Raw genomic sequence first — 16,295 nt, forward strand, 5'->3', positions numbered from 1 at the left:
CCCCGCGCTGGAGGGCAACGCAGGGGAGCACTCCCCATGCGCTCGGTGCGACCCGGTCCGATAGCGTCGAGCGCATGACGCGTCGAATGACCTGGGCCGGGCTGCCGAACACGTGGGACCTCGGCGGGCTCGACGGTGCACTCGGTACCACTCGGCACGGGCGGGTCTACCGGTCGGCGATGCTCGACGGCCTCGGCGAGGCCGGGCGTTCCGAGCTGTACGACAACGGCGTGCGCACGATCATCGACCTGCGCAACGACGACGAGGTCGGCAGGGCGATCGAGGAGCCGTTCACGCGTCACCACCGTCCGGTGGAGGACCAGTCGAACACCGAGTTCATGGCGAGATGGGAGACGCTCGACTCGCCCGGCTACTACGCCGAGGTGCTCGAGCGCTGGCCCGAGCTCATCGTCGCGGTGTTCGACGCGCTCGCCGGCTCAGGCGGTCCGCGCGACTCCCGGCCGGGCGCGCTGCTCCTCCACTGCGCCCACGGTCGCGACCGGACCGGCATGATCACGTCGATGCTGCTGCAGTTGTGCGAGGTCGACCGCACCGAGATCGTCGCCGACTACCTCGGCGCGGTGCACGCGATCGATGCGCACGAACGGCTCGCGGGCGACGCGAGCGCCGGCGGCCGCACGGTGTCGCCGGCCGAGTTCGAGGTGCTCAACGAGCGTCGGGTGCGCGAACTCGATGAGTTCCTCGACGGCCTCGACGTCGCCGGCTACCTCGTCGCGAACGGATTCGAGGCAGACGGCATCGACCGCGTGCGGGCGCGGCTCCTCGCCTGATCGGGCGGTGGCATCGCACGCCGTCGTGCAGCACCTCGTCGCGTCGCGCCGCGATCGATACGCTCGAGTGATGGCGAGCTCCGCGGCATCCCCGGTCATCAGAGACGCCCGGTCGGGCGATGCGCCGTTCATCGCGCGCATGCACTGGGAGAGCCACCAGTCGACCTACATCGCGTCGGGCGCCGTCGCACGGGAACGCATCGAGGCGTGGACGCTCGACCGGCGCAGCGAGGCGTGGGAGCGCATCGTCGACGAATCGGTGCGCGGCGAGCGCACCGTCGTCGTCGCCGTCGACGGCGAACGCATCGTCGGCTTCGCCGACGCGAGACCGGCCGATCGCACGGAGGAGCCCGACGCGCCGCGCGACCTCGAACTGAAGGGGCTGTACCTGCTCGATGCGTACCAGGGCTCGGGCCTCGGCCAGGCGCTGCTCGACGCCGCGATCGGTTCCCGGCCGGCGTTCCTCTGGGCGATGGCGGGTGAGACGAGGGCCCGCGCGTTCTACCGGCGCAACGGGTTCGAACCCGACGGGGTCGATCTGCCGTTCGAGCCCTGGGACATCTCCACGGTGCGACTGGTGCGCTGAAGGCTGCCGCGCGCCCGGTAGCGTTGAGGGTCGACCCCGAGGAGCACCACCGCACATGAGACCCGGCCCCAGGCGCAGCGTCAGCCAGTCCGACATCGTCGACGCCGCGTTCGAGATCCTCGAGGAGAAGGGCGTCGCCGCCGTCTCGGTGCGCGGCGTCGCCGCGGCGCTCGGCCTCACGCCGACCGCGATGTACACGTACTTCGCCTCGAAGAACGCGCTGCTGCAGGCGATGGTCGAACAGCTGCTCTCGGGCATCGCGAAGCATCCGCAGTCGATCGGAGATGCCTCGGCGCCGGCGTGGCGCGAGCGGGTCGTGGCGATCGCGCTCGCCCTCCGGGCGCGCCTCGCGGAGCATGCCGGCTCGATCGTGCTCGTGACGAGCGGGCCGCTCGACGGACCGAACGCCCTCGCCTTGGCCGAGACGCTCATCGAGGCGTTCGTCGAGTCGGGACTCGACGCCCCCGACGCCGCACGCGCGGGCCACGCCGTGCGCGCGTTCACGCTCGGGCAGGCGGCGCTCGAGGCGGCCCGTCGCGCGGCTCCGGGCGAGGCATCCGGATCTGAAACGCTGTGGTCGGACTCGCGCCACCCGCTCGTGGAACAGACGGCGCATCTCGACCTCGACGGCGAAGGCGACGCCGAGTTCTCCGCCGCGATCGAGCGGCTCATCGCCGGCGTCACCGCGTCGGTGGTCGAGTAGCGAGCAGCGTCGCGTCGCGCGCCACGTCCTGACTCGGCTCGGCCCGCCCGCACGATGGTCGGCTCGCTCCCGTCCGCCTGACGCATGCGGCGAGGCGCCGACCCCCGGAGGGGCCGACGCCTCGTCGGTGTTGCGAAGGTGCGGTGGTCAGTCGACCGTCGGGGGCACGACGCGGATGAGCGCCGCGGTGTTGCCCTTGAAGGCCTTCTTGACCTGGACGACGGTGCCGTAGCCCACGCCGTCGTCGGCCGGGTTGCCCGAGCCGAACGGGCCGAGGCCCACGTCGAGGCCGTCGTAATCGGGCAGGCGGTTGCCCTCGAGGTCGTACAGCGGGGTGCTGTACTGCGCGTTGCCCACCGACGGCACGACGGTCGACGCGTCGCGGTCGCGGTAGAACAGCGCGCCGTCCGACTCGCGGAGGGCGAAGCCCGGCACCCAGCCGTGGTCGTCGGTGAAGGTGCTCACCGGGTCGAGCGCGGGGATGTCGGTGCAGTACTCGTTGAAGTCGGCGTCGGCGATGCACTCGGTGAACGGGTGCGTCTTCTCGAGGCCGAAGGCCGCGTTGGACGACTGCGCACGCGAGGCCATCACGTTGAGCGTCGACGGGTCGACGTCGGCGGCCTCACCCGTGCGCTGCAGCGGGTTGAAGTGGCTGTCGACGATGAGCAGGCCGCCCTTGGCGCCGTAGCTCGGCAGGGCCGCTTCGTTCGCCGCCGGCATGTTCGAGTTGCCGTACGTCGTGTCGCGGTACCAAACGAGGGCACCCGGGGCGTTGTAGGCGAGCTTCGCGACCTTCCATGCGCCGTCCTGGTAGATGCTGTTGTAGCCGTACTTCAGGCCCTCGTCGAAGCCGTCGAAGTTGCGCCACTCGACCAGGTAGTACTGCGCCTTGACCGACGTGCCGGTGTCCTTGCGCCAGCCGGGGCCGGTGGTCGTCGTGAAGGAGGCGACCTCCTTCGTCCAGCCGTTGTCGTCGGCACCCTCGACGTCGTCGCTCCAGACGGCCGTGTCGCCGCTCGTGACCGAGAAGTCGTCGCTGAACCAGCCGCGGTCCTGGTAGGCCGCGTCGGTCGCGAGGCGCAGGCGAACCTGCACGGTCTGACCCGCGTAGGCGGTGAGGTCGACGTAGTCGTGACGCCAGCCGTCGCTCGAGCCGGTGAGGCCGTAGACCTTCGGTGCGCCCTCTGCCGCGCCGAAGTCCTTCATGCGCCCGTTGGGGTCGGAGTAGCCGTCGTCGGTCGAGACCAGGTTGCCGGCCGCGTCGTAGACCTTCTGCTCGGCCCACGTCGTGCCGCCGTCGGTCGAGACCTCGACGTAGCCGAAGTCCCAGTCCTCTTCGATGACGAAGTTGTTCCACATCCAGAACTTCGGAGCGGTGGCGGGAACCTCGACGGTGCGGCCCAGGCGCAGGTCGGCCCAGTCCTGGTCGGCGCCCGAGTACCACATGTTCTCACCGCTGTGCGGTTCGGCGAGCGTGATCACCTTGTCGGGAAGGTCGATCTTGATGCCGTCTTCGGTGCCCTTCGCGGGGCGCGAGGACTGGCCCACCTTGATGGTGGTCTCGTCGTCACCGGGCGACACGACCTCGGGGTCGGCCCAGCCGAGCACCCACTTGTCCCAGAGGCCCATGTGGGTGGGCATCGACTGGAAGATCGGGCCCGAGTGCGAACCCGAGCTCATGAGGTCCCAGAAGTCGACGTCGCTCGACGCGACGTTCGAGGTGTCGTAGAGGTCGGGCAGGCCGAGGTCGTGGCCGTACTCGTGCGCGAACACGCCGACGCCCGAGTCCTCGGGCTGCACGATGTAGTTCGACAGCTTGAGGTCGGTGCCGGGGATGTCGGCGCCGCCTGCGACGGCGGAGGAGTGGGCCCAGAGGGCGTAGGTGCCCTCGGCGCCGCCGCCGCCCGACTTGTCTTCACCGGCGTGCACGAGCACGACGTGGTCGATCACGCCGTCGGGCTCGAGCACGTTGCCGTCGCCGTCACGGTCGCCCTGGTCTTCGATGTCGTAGTCGGCCCACGGGAAGTCGGGCTGTGCCGCCGCGAGCGCTGCGACCGCGTCGATCGGCAGCTGGCCCGGGCCGAGCGGGTTGTCGGGGTGACCCTGCATGTCCTGCATGGGGCCGGCCTCGTAGACGCCCTCGTCGTTGAGGTGGCAGACCGTGGCGCCGTAGTACGCCTCGGAGTGCGGCACCTTGATCCACGGGGTCGCCTCGCCGTGCACCGTGTAGGCGCCGCGCGACATCTCCTCGTACATGTTCTTCATGGTGAAGCCCGAGATGTCGAAGCCGGGCTGGCCGTCGGGACCCGTCAGGTCGGTGCGGACGCGCTCGGTGATGCCTTCATCGGTGAAGAGCATCTTGTTGAAGTGCTCGCTCGAGAAGTCGGGCACCCACATCGAGTTGTTGTCCTCGAGCTCGTACGTGGCGGGGTCGGGGATGTTGTTGTGCAGCGGGCCGGACTGGACGGCACCGGGCTTGCAGTCGGTCGCTCCGAACGACGTCGGCACCTGCAGGTTGCTGAAGTCCTCGGTTCCGTCGAACTCGACGAGGATCGTGAGGAGCTTCGCCTCTTGCGTGCCCTTGGCCTTCTTGAGCGCCTTCGGGCTCTTGCCCGTCTTCTGCGCCTTGGCCTCGGTCTTCGCCAGCTGATGCGCGGCCTTGGGGTTGCCCTGCGCGTACTTCTGGTCGACGGACTTGGCGAGCTCGAGCGCCGTTTCGGCGCTCGGGGCGCCGGACTTCTTGCCGTTGACGTCGACGACCGCTTCATCGTCGCCCGTCAGTTCGGCTTCGGCGCGAGGCGCGACGTAGTTCATGTAGTACTCGTCGTCGCCGATCACCGGCGCGGAGATGTGCGATGGCGTCGCGTTCGCGGGCACTGCGCCGAAGGTCGCCAGACCGGCGGCCGCGAGCGCAAGCACGGAAGTCGTCGCCACCACGCGCCTGCGCGCGCGAGTGGAGTTTCCAGACATGCTTCTCCCTTCGAGTGCCGCGGCGGGGGTGACCGCCGGCAACACGCATGGCGCCCGTCGGTGGACGGACGTAATCGGAATCCTGCCCTTAACGGGCGGGCCTATGGAAGACCTGAGATTCAAACTGTGGAGAACTCGGCCCATCCGTCATGCAGACGGCGGCGATCGGGTCACGATGTCCGAGAACGCTTCCGCGAGGCGAGGGAGTCGAATAGACTCCGACCTTCCGGTCGGTCGGCGGCACGATCCCCGGTGGGAGTGCGAAGGGGCTCGAACGTCGCCTCGCTACCCGACGAGCAGGCCGCGCAGCTGGTCGGTCGAATGCACGATCGCCATGGCGTCGTCGGCCTCGGCGGGCGAGCCGTACCCCCACTCGACGAGGATGGTCGGAACGCCGTTCGCGAGCGCGCCGATCGTGTCGTGGCTGCGGTCGCCCACCATCACCGACTGCGACGTGTCGACGCCCTCCGCCTGCAGGCGGCGGAGCGCCTCGGCGACGACGGCCGTCTTCGTGGCGCGGGTGCCGTCGGTGGTGGCCCCGGTGACCACGGTGAAGTACTCGCTGAGCCCGGCGTTGTCGAGCACCGCGCGTGCGGTGTGCTCGGGCTTCGACGTGGCCAGCGCAACGGGCACGCCCGCGGCGTGCAGCCGCTCGAGGAGGCCCCGCACGCCGGGGAACACCGGCGACGACAGCACGTGGTCGGCGTAGTGCGCGCGATACGTCGCGACGGCCTCCTCGGCCAGCGCGTCCTCGAGGCCGTGGCCGGCGCCGAACACCTCCGTCAGCGGCGGGCCCACGTACGAGCGCAGCGTCGCGTCGTCGGGAACGGGCAGCCCGAGCGCGGAGAACGTGTGCGCGAGCGAGGCGGTGATGTCGGCGGCCGAGTCGATGATGGTGCCGTCGAGGTCGAAGAGCACCGCCGACCAGGTGCGGGTGAGCATGGGTGCGGGGGAGGTCACCGTGACATCCTAGGGTCATCGAATGCGAGCATTGCTCGCATCGCCGCGGGATCACAGAGAACCGGCAGCCCGCGCTCAGGAAACTGGGTCAAGCGTCCCAGTCCAGCCGGGGCCGGCGCAGTCCGTCGTCAGAACAGCCGAGCATGCCCGTCGTCGACGCCGCGCATGGCGTCGTAGTCGAGCACGAGGCAGCGGATGCCGCGGTCCTCGGCGAGCGTGCGCGCCTGCGGCTTGATCTCCTGCGCGGCGAACACGCCAGACACCGGCGCGAGCAGCGGGTCGCGGTTCATGAGCTCGAGATAGCGGGTGAGCTGCTCGACGCCGTCGATGTCGCCGCGTCGCTTCAGCTCGACCGCGACGCTCGCGCCCGAGGCATCCGTCGCCAGGATGTCGACCGGGCCGATCGCCGTCATGTACTCGCGGCGCACCAGCCGGTGTCCCTCGCCGAGCAGTTCGATCTGCTCGGCGAGCAGCTTCTGCAGGTGCGCCTCGACGCCGTCCTTCTGGAGGCCGGGGTCGATGCCGAGCTCGTGCGAGGTGTCGTGCAGCACCTCGTGGATCGAGACGATGAGGCGGTCGGCGGTCTTCTTGTGCGTGACCGTCCAGAGTTCGACGACGCCCGCCTCGCGCTGCTCGTCGTCGGGCTCGGCCGTCTCGAGCGTGCACGGCGGGCTCATCCAGTTGAGCGGCTTGTAGCTGCCGCCGTCGGAATGCACCAGCAGGCTGCCGTCGCCCTTCACCATCAGCAGCCGGGTGGCCAGCGGGAGGTGGGCTTGCAGCCGCCCCGCGTAATCGACGGAGCAGCGGGCGATGACGAGACGCACCCGACGAGTTTACCGGCGGGTGCGCGCGGGCGCGCAGGTCACGGTCAGGCCTGCGAGCCGGATGCCGCGGGCCGCGTCTGCTCGCGGGCGGCCGGCGCCGCCAGCGCCGAGAGCACGAGCAGCACGAGGATCACGAGGAGCGCGTTGAGGATGCCGAAGTGCTGCCCGATGAAGCCGAGCAGCGGTGGCCCGGCAAGGAAGGCGCAGTAGCCGATGATCGCGACGGCGCTCACGCGCGCCGCCGAGTCGGTCGGGTGGTCGGCCGCGGCCGACATGCCGACCGGGAACCCGAGCGACGAGCCGAGGCCCCACAGCACGGTGCCCACGACGAGCATCCACGTCTCGGTGCCGAAGATGAAGAGCGAGAGCCCGGCGATGCCGATGATCGCGAGCGTGCGCAGCACGGGCACGCGCCCGAACCGGTCGAGGATCGGACCGCCGACGACCCGGCCGGCCGTGATCGAGACCGTGAAGACGCCGAACATGAGCGCGCCGGTGGTGGCGTCGAAGCCGTGGCCGTCGACGACGGCGAGGGCGAGCCAGTCGTTGGCCGAGCCCTCGGCGAACGACATGCCGAGCATGATGACGCCGATGAGCAGCAGCCGCACGTCGCCCCACACGGCGAGGTTCGCCTTGAGCCGCTCGGTCCACGGCGGCCGGGGTGCGCCGGCGTGCGTGTCGTCGCCGACCTCGGCGCGCAGCGGCACGTAGCGCACGGCCACGAGGATGCTGGCGGCGATGAGCAGTGCCATCACGCCGAGGTGCATCGACACCGGCACGTCGATCGCCGACGCGGCGGCGGCGACCGCGGCACCCGCGACCGTGCCGAACGAGAAGAACGCGTGCATGAGCGGCATCACCGTGCGGCCGATCTCGCGCTCGGCCTCGGCGCCCTCGACGTTCATCATCACGTCGACCGCGCCGTTGCCGAGGCCGAAGAGCACGAGCCCGATGACGACGAGGGGCACGGCGGGCAGCAGGGAGCCGCCGACGCCGACGAACACGAGCCCGACCGAGACGGTCACGAGTGCGGCGATCATGCCGAGGCGGGCGCCCAGGCGCGCGAGCAGCCAGGGGGCCGCGACGAGACCGAGGATCGAGCCGATCGAGCCGCCGAGGATGACGAGCCCGACGCCCTGGGTGCTGAGCCCGGTGTCGTCGCGGATCGCGGGGATGCGCGCGACCCAGCTCGCCATGCTGAGCCCCGAGAGGAAGAAGATCGCGAAGATCGCGTTGCGCCAGGCGACGAGCTCGTGAGCGGGGCGCGTCGTCGGCGCGGCGTTGCCGGAGGTCTCGGTCATGGTCGGTGCTGCTTCTCAGGTCGGCGGTGGGGTTCCGGTGGGCGATCGGACGAGTCGAATCGATTCGACTCGTCGAGAACCCTAGCCGCCCGCGGGATCGCCCGCAAGCCGCGGCCGAGCCGATCGTCCGCAATCGGCGGCTCGCGCTTGCGTCGGCCTCCGGCCTCCCCTACAGTCACGTGTTAATCGTTTAGCTAAACGATTAACACTCGCGGGCTCCGCACCCGCACCCTTCACCAGAGAGACAGATCCAAAGGAGGATCGGATGCTTCGACGTGCAATCACCCGCCGCGGTGCCGCCGCGCTGGCCGTGGCCGCGACCGCGGCGCTCGCGATGAGCGCCTGCAGCGGCTCGGGTTCGAACGGAGGCGACGGCGAGGACGTCACCATCACGTACGGGATCTGGGACGAGAACCAGCAGCCCGCGATGGAGGAGATCGCCGCGGCGTTCACCGAGGAGCACCCGAACGTGACGGTCGACATCCAGCTCACGCCGTACAAGGAGTACTTCACGAAGCTCCAGACCTCGGTGTCGGGCGGATCGGCGCCCGACGTGTTCTGGATGAACGGTCCGAACTTCCAGCTCTACGCGTCGAACGGCGTGCTCGCGCCCCTCGACGACCAGGGGATCGACGCCGCCGACTACCCGCAGGGACTCATCGACCTGTACACCTACGACGGCGCGCTCTACGGTGCGCCCAAGGACTTCGACACCGTCGCGCTCTGGTACAACAAGGAGCTCTTCGACGCGGCGGGCGTCGCCTACCCCGAGGCCGGCTGGACCTGGGACGACCTGAAGGCCGCCGCCGCGAAGCTGACCGACCCGGCGAAGGGCCAGTACGGCATCGCCGCGAGCCAGTACGGCCAGGAGAACTTCTACAACTCGATCGCCCAGGCAGGCGGCGAGGTCATCGACGCCGACGGTACCGAGTCGGGCTACGGGTCGCCCGAGGCCCTCGCCGGCATCGAGCTCTGGACCGACCTCATCGAGGCCGGCTCCTCACCGACGGCCCAGCAGATGACCGACACGAACCCCGAGGACTTCTTCCTCTCGGGCAAGGTCGCCATGTTCCAGAACGGCTCATGGGCCGCGGTCGCGTACGCCGACAACGCCGACATCGCCGACAAGGTCGACGTCGCGCCGCTCGCCGAGGGCGCCACCGGCAACCAGAGCGTGATCCACGGCATCGGCAACGTCGCCAACGCCAAGAGCGAGCACGTCGACGTCGCGAAGCAGTTCGCCGCCTTCGCGAGCTCGGAGCAGGCCGCCGAGATCCAGGCGGAGACCGGCACGGTCATCCCGGCCTTCAACGGCACCCAGCAGGCGTGGGTCGACGCGCTCCCGCAGTACGACCTGCAGGTTTACATCGACGCGCTCGACACGGCCGTCGCCTACCCCGTCTCGAAGAACACCTCGGCGTGGACGTCGATCGAGAGCGAGGTCCTCGCGCAGGTCTGGGCCGGCACGGTCTCGCCGGAGGAGGGCCTCCAGCAGCTCGCCGAGCAGATGCAGGCCGCGCTGGACGCGGAGTCGGAGTAATCCCATGTCCGACCTGATCGCGCAGCGCACGAGCGCGCCGATCTCCGAACTCGACCGGGAGCGGCCCGAGGCCGCTCCCGGCCGGGGGCGGCGACGCGGCCGGGGTCCCGGGCAGTCGCCGTGGTGGGCGCTGCTCTTCATCGGTCCGACCGCCGCAGGCCTCCTCGCCTTCTACCTGTGGCCGACCGTGCGCACCTTCCTGATGTCGTTCACGGAGTCGGGCCCGTTCGGCGGCTCCCAGTTCGTCGGCCTCGACAACTACGTCCGCCTCTTCCAGGAGCCGGAGCTCATCGGGGCGCTCCGCAACACCGCGGTCTACACCGTGATCGCGCTCGTCGGCATCCCGATCGCCATCGCCATCGCCGCGCTGCTCAACACCACCGGGCTCCGCGGGCGCGGCGTGTACCGCACCCTCTACTTCATCCCCGTCGTGACGATGCCCGCGGCGATCGCGCTCGTCTGGCGCATGATCTACAACGGCGACTACGGCGTGCTCAACGCGGCGCTCGCGGTGTTCGGCATCGAGGGCAAGAGCTGGCTCACCGACCCGAACACCGCCCTCGTCGCCATCGCGGTCGTCGGCATCTGGGCCGGCCTCGGAACCAACATCGTCATCTTCCTCGCGGGCCTGCAGAGCATCCCCGACACGGTGATGGAGGCCGCAGACCTCGACGGCGCCGGTCCGATGCGCAAGTTCTTCTCGATCACGATCCCGCTGCTGAGCCCCAGCATCTTCTTCGTGAGCGTCATCAGCGTGATCGGCGCGCTGCAGGTCTTCGACCTCATCTACATGATGCTCGGCCGGTCGAACCCCGCGATGCCGAGCACCCGTACGATCGTCTACCTCTTCTACGAGGCGGGCTTCCTCGACAACCAGCAGGGGTACGCGGCCGCGATCGCGTTCCTGCTGCTCATCATCATCCTCATCCTGACGGTCGTGCAGTTCCGTCTGCAGAAGAAGTGGGTGCACTATGAGTGACCTCGCCGTCGACACCCGTGCCATGACGGGCGCCCCGCCCGAGGCATCCGCCCCTCGCCCCGCCCGCACCCGCGGCGGCCGCAACCGCGGCCACTGGGTCGTGCACCTGCTGCTCGCCGGCGGCGCGGTGCTCATGGTCTTCCCGTTCGTGTGGCAGACGCTGACCGCGTTCAAGACGTTCCAGGACTCGGTGCAGGTGCCGCCCGTCGTGTTCCCCGATCCGTGGGTGTGGACGAACTTCGCCGAGGTCTTCGAGTCGATGCCGTTCGGCCAGATGTTCCTCAACTCGGTGCTGCTCACCGTCGGCCGCACCGTCGGCCAGGTGGTGCTGTGCACGATGGCGGGCTACGCCTTCGCGCGCATCCCCTTCAGGGGCCGCAACGTCGTCTTCGTGCTGTTCCTCTCGGTGCTCATGGTGCCCTCGCAGCTCTACCTGCTGCCGCAGTACGAGATCATCCAGAACCTGGGCTGGCTCAACACCCTGCAGGCGCTCATCGTGCCCGGCATCTTCAGCGCCTTCGGCACCTTCCTCATGCGGCAGTTCTTCATGTCGATGCCGGCCGAGCTCGAGGAGGCGGCCCGCATCGACGGTGCGAACCCCTGGCAGACGTTCTGGCGCGTGATGGTGCCGCTCGCCAAGCCCGGCATCGTCGCCCTCACGGTGTTCACGGTGCTGTGGTCGTGGAACGACCTGCTGTGGCCCCTCGTGGTCACGACCGACCCCGAGAAGATGCCGCTCTCGGTGGGCCTGTCGCAGCTCGTTGGCCTGCACGGCACTGACTACCCTGTGCTGATGGCGGGCGCACTGCTGGCGACGCTGCCCATGCTGGTCACCTTCATGATCCTGCAGAAGCAGTTCATCCAGGGCATCGCGTTCTCGGGAACGAAGGGGTGACGTGATGGTGCGGGCGAATGCGGGAGGCTCGACGGCGCACGGAAGCTCCGGCCCGGCAGGGGGCACGAACGTGCGCCGCCGCCCCACGCTGCGGATGGTCGCCGAGCTCGCCGGCGTCTCGACGGCGACGGTGTCGTACGTGTTCTCGGGCCGCTCCGGCGGCGGCTCGGGCGTCGCCGAGGCGACGGCCAAGCGCGTGCTCGAGGCCGCCGAGCAGCTGAACTACCGGCCCAACCGCGCCGCCCGCACGATTCGCACCGGCCGCAGCGACACCGTGCAGCTCTCGCTGCACATGCTGAGCGACCCGTGGTCGCTCGCCGTCGCGGCCGCGGTCAACGACGAGGCGAACCGGCACGGCCTCACGACGCTGATCCTGGCCGACGGCGACTGGTACGCCGCGCTCGAACGGGTCGAGAGCGACGTCGCCTACCTCGACGCCGCGGTCGGCAGCGACGAGGTCAGGCGCCACCTGCAGGCGCTCGCCGAACGCGGCCAGCGGCTCGTCGTCTTCAGCGAGACGCTCGAGCCCGACGGCTACGACGTGATCCGCTCCGACGCGATCCCCGGCTGCTACCTCGCGATGGACCACCTGCTCGAACGGCACACCGCGATCGGATGCCTCGTGGCCGAGGACGCCGTGCGTGCACCCGAGCACTCGCGGTACACCCCGTACCTCGCTCGCATGCGCGAGCGCGGGCTGCCCGTGGTGCCCGAGCACACCGCGACCTACGCGAACACGCAGGCAAGCGCGTTCGCCGCGGCGGTCGCCCTGCTCTCGCGCGACGACCGCCCCACGGCGATCTACGCGACGACCGACTTCGCCGCGATCGCGGCGATCAACGCGGCGCACATGCTGGGCCTCAGGGTGCCGCACGACGTCGCCGTGATCGGCGTCGGCAACACCCCCGACGCGCAGTCGATCGCCCCGACCCTCACCACCGTCGGCCCGACGGACTTCTATCGCAGGCAGGCCGAGATCATCGTCGCGCGAGCCCTCGACTCGGGCGTGACCGAGCCCCGCCTGCACGAATTCCCCTGGTCGCTCGTCCCGGGCGGCTCGACCGATCTGGACGCACCGCCGCGCGCGGTGCGCACGCTGTGACCCCCTGCGACGCGAACTCGCGCAGGAAGACTCGAAGGAGCACCACCCCGTGGATCTGAACATCGGCATCGTCGGCTTCGGCGCGCGCGCGACCCTCGTGCACGAGGCGCACCGGCCCGGACGGGGCTCCCGCGTGACGGGCGTCTGCGACCTGTCCGAGCGCTCGCGCGCGGAGGCGCGTGCGGCGCTGCCCGAGGCGACCGTCACCGACTCGCTCGACGAGCTGCTCGCGAGCGGCGTCGACGCGGTGATGGTGCTGACCCCCGACCACCAGCACGCGTCGGTCGCGATCGCGGCGCTCGAGGCGGGGGTGCCCGTCTTCTGCGAGAAGCCGCTCGCCGTGACCGTCGAGGACGCCGACGCGATCCTCGAGACCGCCCGCCGCACCGGCACCCGTCTCTACGTCGGCCACAACATGCGCCACATGTCGGTCGTGCTCCTCATGCGCCGGCTGATCCTCGAGGGCCGCATCGGCGAGGTCAAGGCGATCTGGTGCCGCCACTTCGTCGGCAACGGCGGCGACTTCTACTTCAAGGACTGGCACGCCGAGCGCGAGAAGACCACGGGCCTGCTGCTGCAGAAGGGCGCGCACGACCTCGACGTCATCCACTGGCTCGCGGGCGCCTACACGACCGAGGTGCAGGCCATGGGCTCGCTCAGCGTCTACGGCGACATCGACGACCGGCGCGACCGCGCGGGCGAGCGGATGCGCGACTGGTTCAGCCTCGATAACTGGCCGCCGACCGCGCAGACCGGGCTGAACCCGGTGATCGACGTCGAGGACATCTCGATGGTCAACATGCGGCTCGGCAACGGCGTGCTCGCGAGCTACCAGCAGTGCCACTTCACGCCCGACTACTGGCGCAACTACACCGTCATCGGCACCGAGGGCCGCATCGAGAACTTCGGCGACGTCTCGGGCTCCGAGGTCGGCCTCTGGAACCGCCGCCACCAGGGCGCGGCGCCTGCCGACGAGACCTTCATCGTGCCCGAGTCGCCCGAGGACGTGGGGCACGACGGCGCCGACGCGCTGCTCGTCGCCGAGTTCCTCCGCTTCGTGCGCGACGGCGGCCTCACCGAGACCTCGCCGGTCGCAGCCCGCGAGGCGGTCGCCGTCGGCATCCGGGCGACGGAGTCGCTGCGCAGCGACGGCGGCACGCTCGAGGTGCCGCCGCTCGACCCCGCACTCGTCGCGTACTTCGAGGCCGGGCAGGTCGAGCCGGCCGCGACGCCGGCCTGAGGCGTCCCGCCGCCGACCCCGACCTCGCGCCGGTACGATGGCTGAGTCATCCGGCGCACCCACCGGACCACTCGCATGAGCCGCCGCACCCAGCGGTTCGTGCGCCGAACAACGGAGTTTTCGAAGCGATGAAGGCCCTCTACAAAGCCGCCCCGGGCGCCGGTTTCGAGTTCGTCGAACGGCCCGAGCCCGAGCCCGGTCCCGCCGACGTGAAGATCCGGGTGCTGCGCACCGGAATCTGCGGCACCGACCTGCACATCGAGAAGTGGGACGACTGGGCCGCGTCCGAGATCCGCACTCCGCTGATCCCCGGTCACGAGTTCTACGGCGAGGTCGTCGAGGTGGGCGAGCTCGTGCACGACGTCGCCGTCGGCGACCGCGTGTCGGGCGAGGGGCACGTCGTCTGCGGGATGTGCCGCAACTGCCGTGCCGGCCGCCGTCAGATGTGCATCCGCACGCAGGGCGTGGGCCTCCACCGCGACGGCGCGTTCGCCGAGTACGTGGTGATCCCGGGCGAGAACGTGTGGGTGCACCACTCGCCCGTCGACCCCGAGGTCGGCGCGATCTTCGACCCGTTCGGCAATGCCGTGCACACCGCCCTCGCCTTCTCGGTCGTCGGCGAAGACGTGCTCGTCACGGGTTGCGGCCCGATCGGCCTCATGTCGATCGCGGTCGCCCGCCACGTCGGCGCGCGGTTCATCGTCGCCTCGGATGTCTCGCCGTCGCGGCTCTCACTGGCGATGGAGATGGGCGCCGACGCGGTCGTGGACGTCTCGAAGGAGCGCGTGCGCGAGGTGCAGTCGCGGCTCGGCATGCGCGAGGGCTTCGACGTCGGCTTCGAGATGAGCGGGTCGCCGAAGGCGCTGCCCGAGATGATCGAGAACATGAACCACGGCGGCCGCATCGCGATGCTCGGCCTGCCCTCCGAGCCCTATGCGATCGACTGGGGCAAGGTCGTGACCCACATGCTGACCCTCAAGGGCATCTACGGCCGTGAGATGTTCGAGACCTGGAACTCGATGTCGGCGATGCTGCAGACCTCGAGCGAGCTGCGCTCGCGCGTGGCGTCGATCATCAGCGACCGCTTCGCCGCACGCGACTGGCGGCAGGCGTTCGACGTGGCCGCCTCTGGCGGCGTCGGCAAGGTCATCCTCGACTGGACGGAGGTCTGAGATGTACGGAGACGTGAAGGCGCAGCTGCGCGCGGAACTCGACGAGATCGAGGCCGCGGGCCTCACCAAGCGCGAACGCGGCATCCGGGGCCCGCAGTCCTCCGAGATCGAGGTCGCCGGCCGCGAGGTGCTCAACTTCTGCGCCAACAACTACCTCGGCCTCGCCGACGACCCCCGCATCGTCGCCGCCGCGCACCGCGGCCTCGACGAGTGGGGCTACGGCATGGCGAGCGTGCGGTTCATCTGCGGCACGCAGGAGCAGCACCTCGAGCTCGAGCGGCGGGTGTCCGAGTTCCTCGGCTACGACGACACGATCCTCTTCTCGTCGTGCTTCGACGCGAACGGCGGGGTCTTCGAGACCCTGTTCGGTCCCGACGACGCGATCATCTCCGACGAGCTCAACCACGCGTCGATCATCGACGGCATCCGGCTCTCGAAGGCGCAGCGGTTCCGGTACAAGAACCGCGACCTCGCCGACCTCGAGGCCCGCCTGGTCGAGGCATCCGGTGCCCGCCGCACGGTGATCGTGACCGACGGCGTCTTCTCGATGGACGGCTACATCGCACCGCTGCGGGAGATCTGCGACCTCGCCGACCGGTACGGCGCGCTCGTCTTCGTCGACGACTCGCACGCCGTCGGCTTCGTCGGCGCAGGCGGTCGCGGCACGCCCGAGTACTGCGGCGTCGAGGGCCGGGTCGACATCACGACCGGCACCTTCGGCAAGGCGCTCGGCGGCGCGTCGGGCGGCTACGTCGCGGCCCGCCAGGAGATCGTCGACCTGCTGCGCCAGCGCGCCCGCCCGTACCTGTTCTCGAACACGCTCGCGCCCGCGATCGTCGCCGGCACGCTCGAGGCGCTGTCGCTGCTCGCCTCCTCGGGCGAGCTGCGCACGCGGCTGAACGCGAACGCGGCCCTCTTCCGCGAGCTCATGGATGCCGCGGGGTTCGAGCTGCTGCCGGGCGAGCACCCGATCGTGCCCGTCATGTTCGGCGACGCCGCGCTCACCGCGCGCATCGCCGACGCGCTGCAGGAGCGCGGCGTGTTCGTCACGGCCTTCTCGTACCCGGTCGTGCCGAAGGGCGCGGCGCGCATCCGCGTGCAGCTCTCGGCGGCGCACTCCGACGACGAGATCCGCCGCTGCGTGGCCGCGTTCGCCGAGGCGCGCGACGCCGTCGCGGCGGGCTGAGGCCGGCGCCGCCGGTGTCGCGTATCTGCAAGACCGGCGCGATCGG

At 70.3% G+C, this 16,295-nt stretch carries 14 protein-coding genes; 10 read left to right on the forward strand and 4 right to left on the reverse strand.

The window, feature by feature from the left end; translation table 11 throughout:
* The first annotated feature begins 74 nt into the window (after window positions 1-74).
* From PX701_RS07830 to PX701_RS07840, 3 genes are all read left to right on the forward strand, one after another.
* Entirely contained in the window at window positions 75-791 is a 717-nt protein-coding gene (locus PX701_RS07830; protein WP_275505956.1) for a tyrosine-protein phosphatase, read from the forward strand.
* Between the two features lie 70 nt (window positions 792-861).
* Complete coding sequence (locus tag PX701_RS07835; protein ID WP_275505957.1) at window positions 862-1,377, forward strand: GNAT family N-acetyltransferase; 516 nt, start codon at window positions 862-864, stop codon at window positions 1,375-1,377.
* A gap of 55 nt (window positions 1,378-1,432) precedes the next feature.
* The gene (locus PX701_RS07840; RefSeq protein WP_275505958.1) at window positions 1,433-2,080 is read left to right on the forward strand and encodes a TetR/AcrR family transcriptional regulator; all 648 of its coding nucleotides are present in this window, start codon (window positions 1,433-1,435) and stop codon (window positions 2,078-2,080) included.
* 147 nt (window positions 2,081-2,227) lie between these two features.
* On the opposite strand, the gene PX701_RS07845 is transcribed toward PX701_RS07840, so the two are convergent.
* The 4 genes from PX701_RS07845 to PX701_RS07860 form a co-directional block, all read right to left on the reverse strand.
* The gene (locus tag PX701_RS07845) at window positions 2,228-5,014 is read right to left on the reverse strand and encodes an immune inhibitor A domain-containing protein (RefSeq protein WP_231429146.1); all 2,787 of its coding nucleotides are present in this window, start codon (window positions 5,012-5,014) and stop codon (window positions 2,228-2,230) included.
* 321 nt (window positions 5,015-5,335) lie between these two features.
* A complete protein-coding gene (locus PX701_RS07850; RefSeq protein WP_275505959.1) occupies window positions 5,336-6,010 on the reverse strand; it encodes an HAD hydrolase-like protein in 675 nt (224 codons plus the stop codon).
* A 128-nt stretch (window positions 6,011-6,138) separates the two neighbouring features.
* Complete coding sequence (gene nucS / locus PX701_RS07855) at window positions 6,139-6,834, reverse strand: endonuclease NucS (protein WP_275505960.1); 696 nt, start codon at window positions 6,832-6,834, stop codon at window positions 6,139-6,141.
* A 44-nt stretch (window positions 6,835-6,878) separates the two neighbouring features.
* Window positions 6,879-8,135, reverse strand: a complete 1,257-nt coding sequence (locus tag PX701_RS07860) for an MFS transporter (RefSeq protein ID WP_275505961.1) — start codon at window positions 8,133-8,135, stop codon at window positions 6,879-6,881.
* Window positions 8,136-8,400: 265 nt separating this feature from the next.
* On the opposite strand from PX701_RS07860, the gene PX701_RS07865 reads away from it, so the two are divergent.
* The 7 genes from PX701_RS07865 (at window position 8,401) to PX701_RS07895 (ending at window position 16,249) form a co-directional block, all read left to right on the forward strand.
* Window positions 8,401-9,675 carry an ABC transporter substrate-binding protein gene (locus tag PX701_RS07865; protein ID WP_231429142.1) on the forward strand — a complete coding sequence of 425 codons (1,275 nt, stop codon included), beginning with the start codon at window positions 8,401-8,403 and terminating at the stop codon, window positions 9,673-9,675.
* Window positions 9,676-9,679: 4 nt separating this feature from the next.
* Complete coding sequence (locus tag PX701_RS07870) at window positions 9,680-10,654, forward strand: carbohydrate ABC transporter permease (protein ID WP_275505962.1); 975 nt, start codon at window positions 9,680-9,682, stop codon at window positions 10,652-10,654.
* Entirely contained in the window at window positions 10,647-11,549 is a 903-nt protein-coding gene (locus PX701_RS07875) for a carbohydrate ABC transporter permease (RefSeq protein WP_275505963.1), read from the forward strand. The genes PX701_RS07870 and PX701_RS07875 overlap by 8 nt, the downstream gene beginning before the upstream one ends.
* A 70-nt stretch (window positions 11,550-11,619) precedes the next feature.
* On the forward strand, window positions 11,620-12,651 hold the full coding sequence (locus tag PX701_RS07880; RefSeq protein ID WP_275505964.1) for a LacI family DNA-binding transcriptional regulator: 1,032 nt from the start codon (window positions 11,620-11,622) through the stop codon (window positions 12,649-12,651).
* A 49-nt stretch (window positions 12,652-12,700) separates the two neighbouring features.
* Window positions 12,701-13,891: a Gfo/Idh/MocA family protein gene (locus PX701_RS07885; RefSeq protein WP_231429138.1), complete on the forward strand. Its 1,191-nt coding sequence runs from the start codon at window positions 12,701-12,703 to the stop codon at window positions 13,889-13,891.
* A gap of 128 nt (window positions 13,892-14,019) precedes the next feature.
* Entirely contained in the window at window positions 14,020-15,063 is a 1,044-nt protein-coding gene (tdh, locus tag PX701_RS07890) for an L-threonine 3-dehydrogenase (protein ID WP_231429137.1), read from the forward strand.
* Between the two features lies 1 nt (window position 15,064).
* Window positions 15,065-16,249: a glycine C-acetyltransferase gene (locus PX701_RS07895; RefSeq protein ID WP_231429136.1), complete on the forward strand. Its 1,185-nt coding sequence runs from the start codon at window positions 15,065-15,067 to the stop codon at window positions 16,247-16,249.
* Window positions 16,250-16,295: the final 46 nt, after the last annotated feature.

The organism is Agromyces chromiiresistens (genome assembly GCF_029167465.1).
GTDB lineage: Bacteria > Actinomycetota > Actinomycetes > Actinomycetales > Microbacteriaceae > Agromyces > Agromyces chromiiresistens.

Coding starts and splice junctions, on each gene's coding strand:
- PX701_RS07830 (WP_275505956.1), top strand. CDS start 75: ATGACGCGTCGAATGACCTGGGCCGGGCTGCCGAACACGTGGGACCTC.
- PX701_RS07870 (WP_275505962.1), top strand. CDS start 9,680: ATGTCCGACCTGATCGCGCAGCGCACGAGCGCGCCGATCTCCGAACTC.
- tdh (WP_231429137.1), top strand. CDS start 14,020: ATGAAGGCCCTCTACAAAGCCGCCCCGGGCGCCGGTTTCGAGTTCGTC.
- PX701_RS07835 (WP_275505957.1), top strand. CDS start 862: ATGGCGAGCTCCGCGGCATCCCCGGTCATCAGAGACGCCCGGTCGGGC.
- PX701_RS07840 (WP_275505958.1), top strand. CDS start 1,433: ATGAGACCCGGCCCCAGGCGCAGCGTCAGCCAGTCCGACATCGTCGAC.
- PX701_RS07865 (WP_231429142.1), top strand. CDS start 8,401: ATGCTTCGACGTGCAATCACCCGCCGCGGTGCCGCCGCGCTGGCCGTG.
- PX701_RS07860 (WP_275505961.1), bottom strand. CDS start 8,135: ATGACCGAGACCTCCGGCAACGCCGCGCCGACGACGCGCCCCGCTCAC.
- PX701_RS07895 (WP_231429136.1), top strand. CDS start 15,065: ATGTACGGAGACGTGAAGGCGCAGCTGCGCGCGGAACTCGACGAGATC.
- PX701_RS07875 (WP_275505963.1), top strand. CDS start 10,647: ATGAGTGACCTCGCCGTCGACACCCGTGCCATGACGGGCGCCCCGCCC.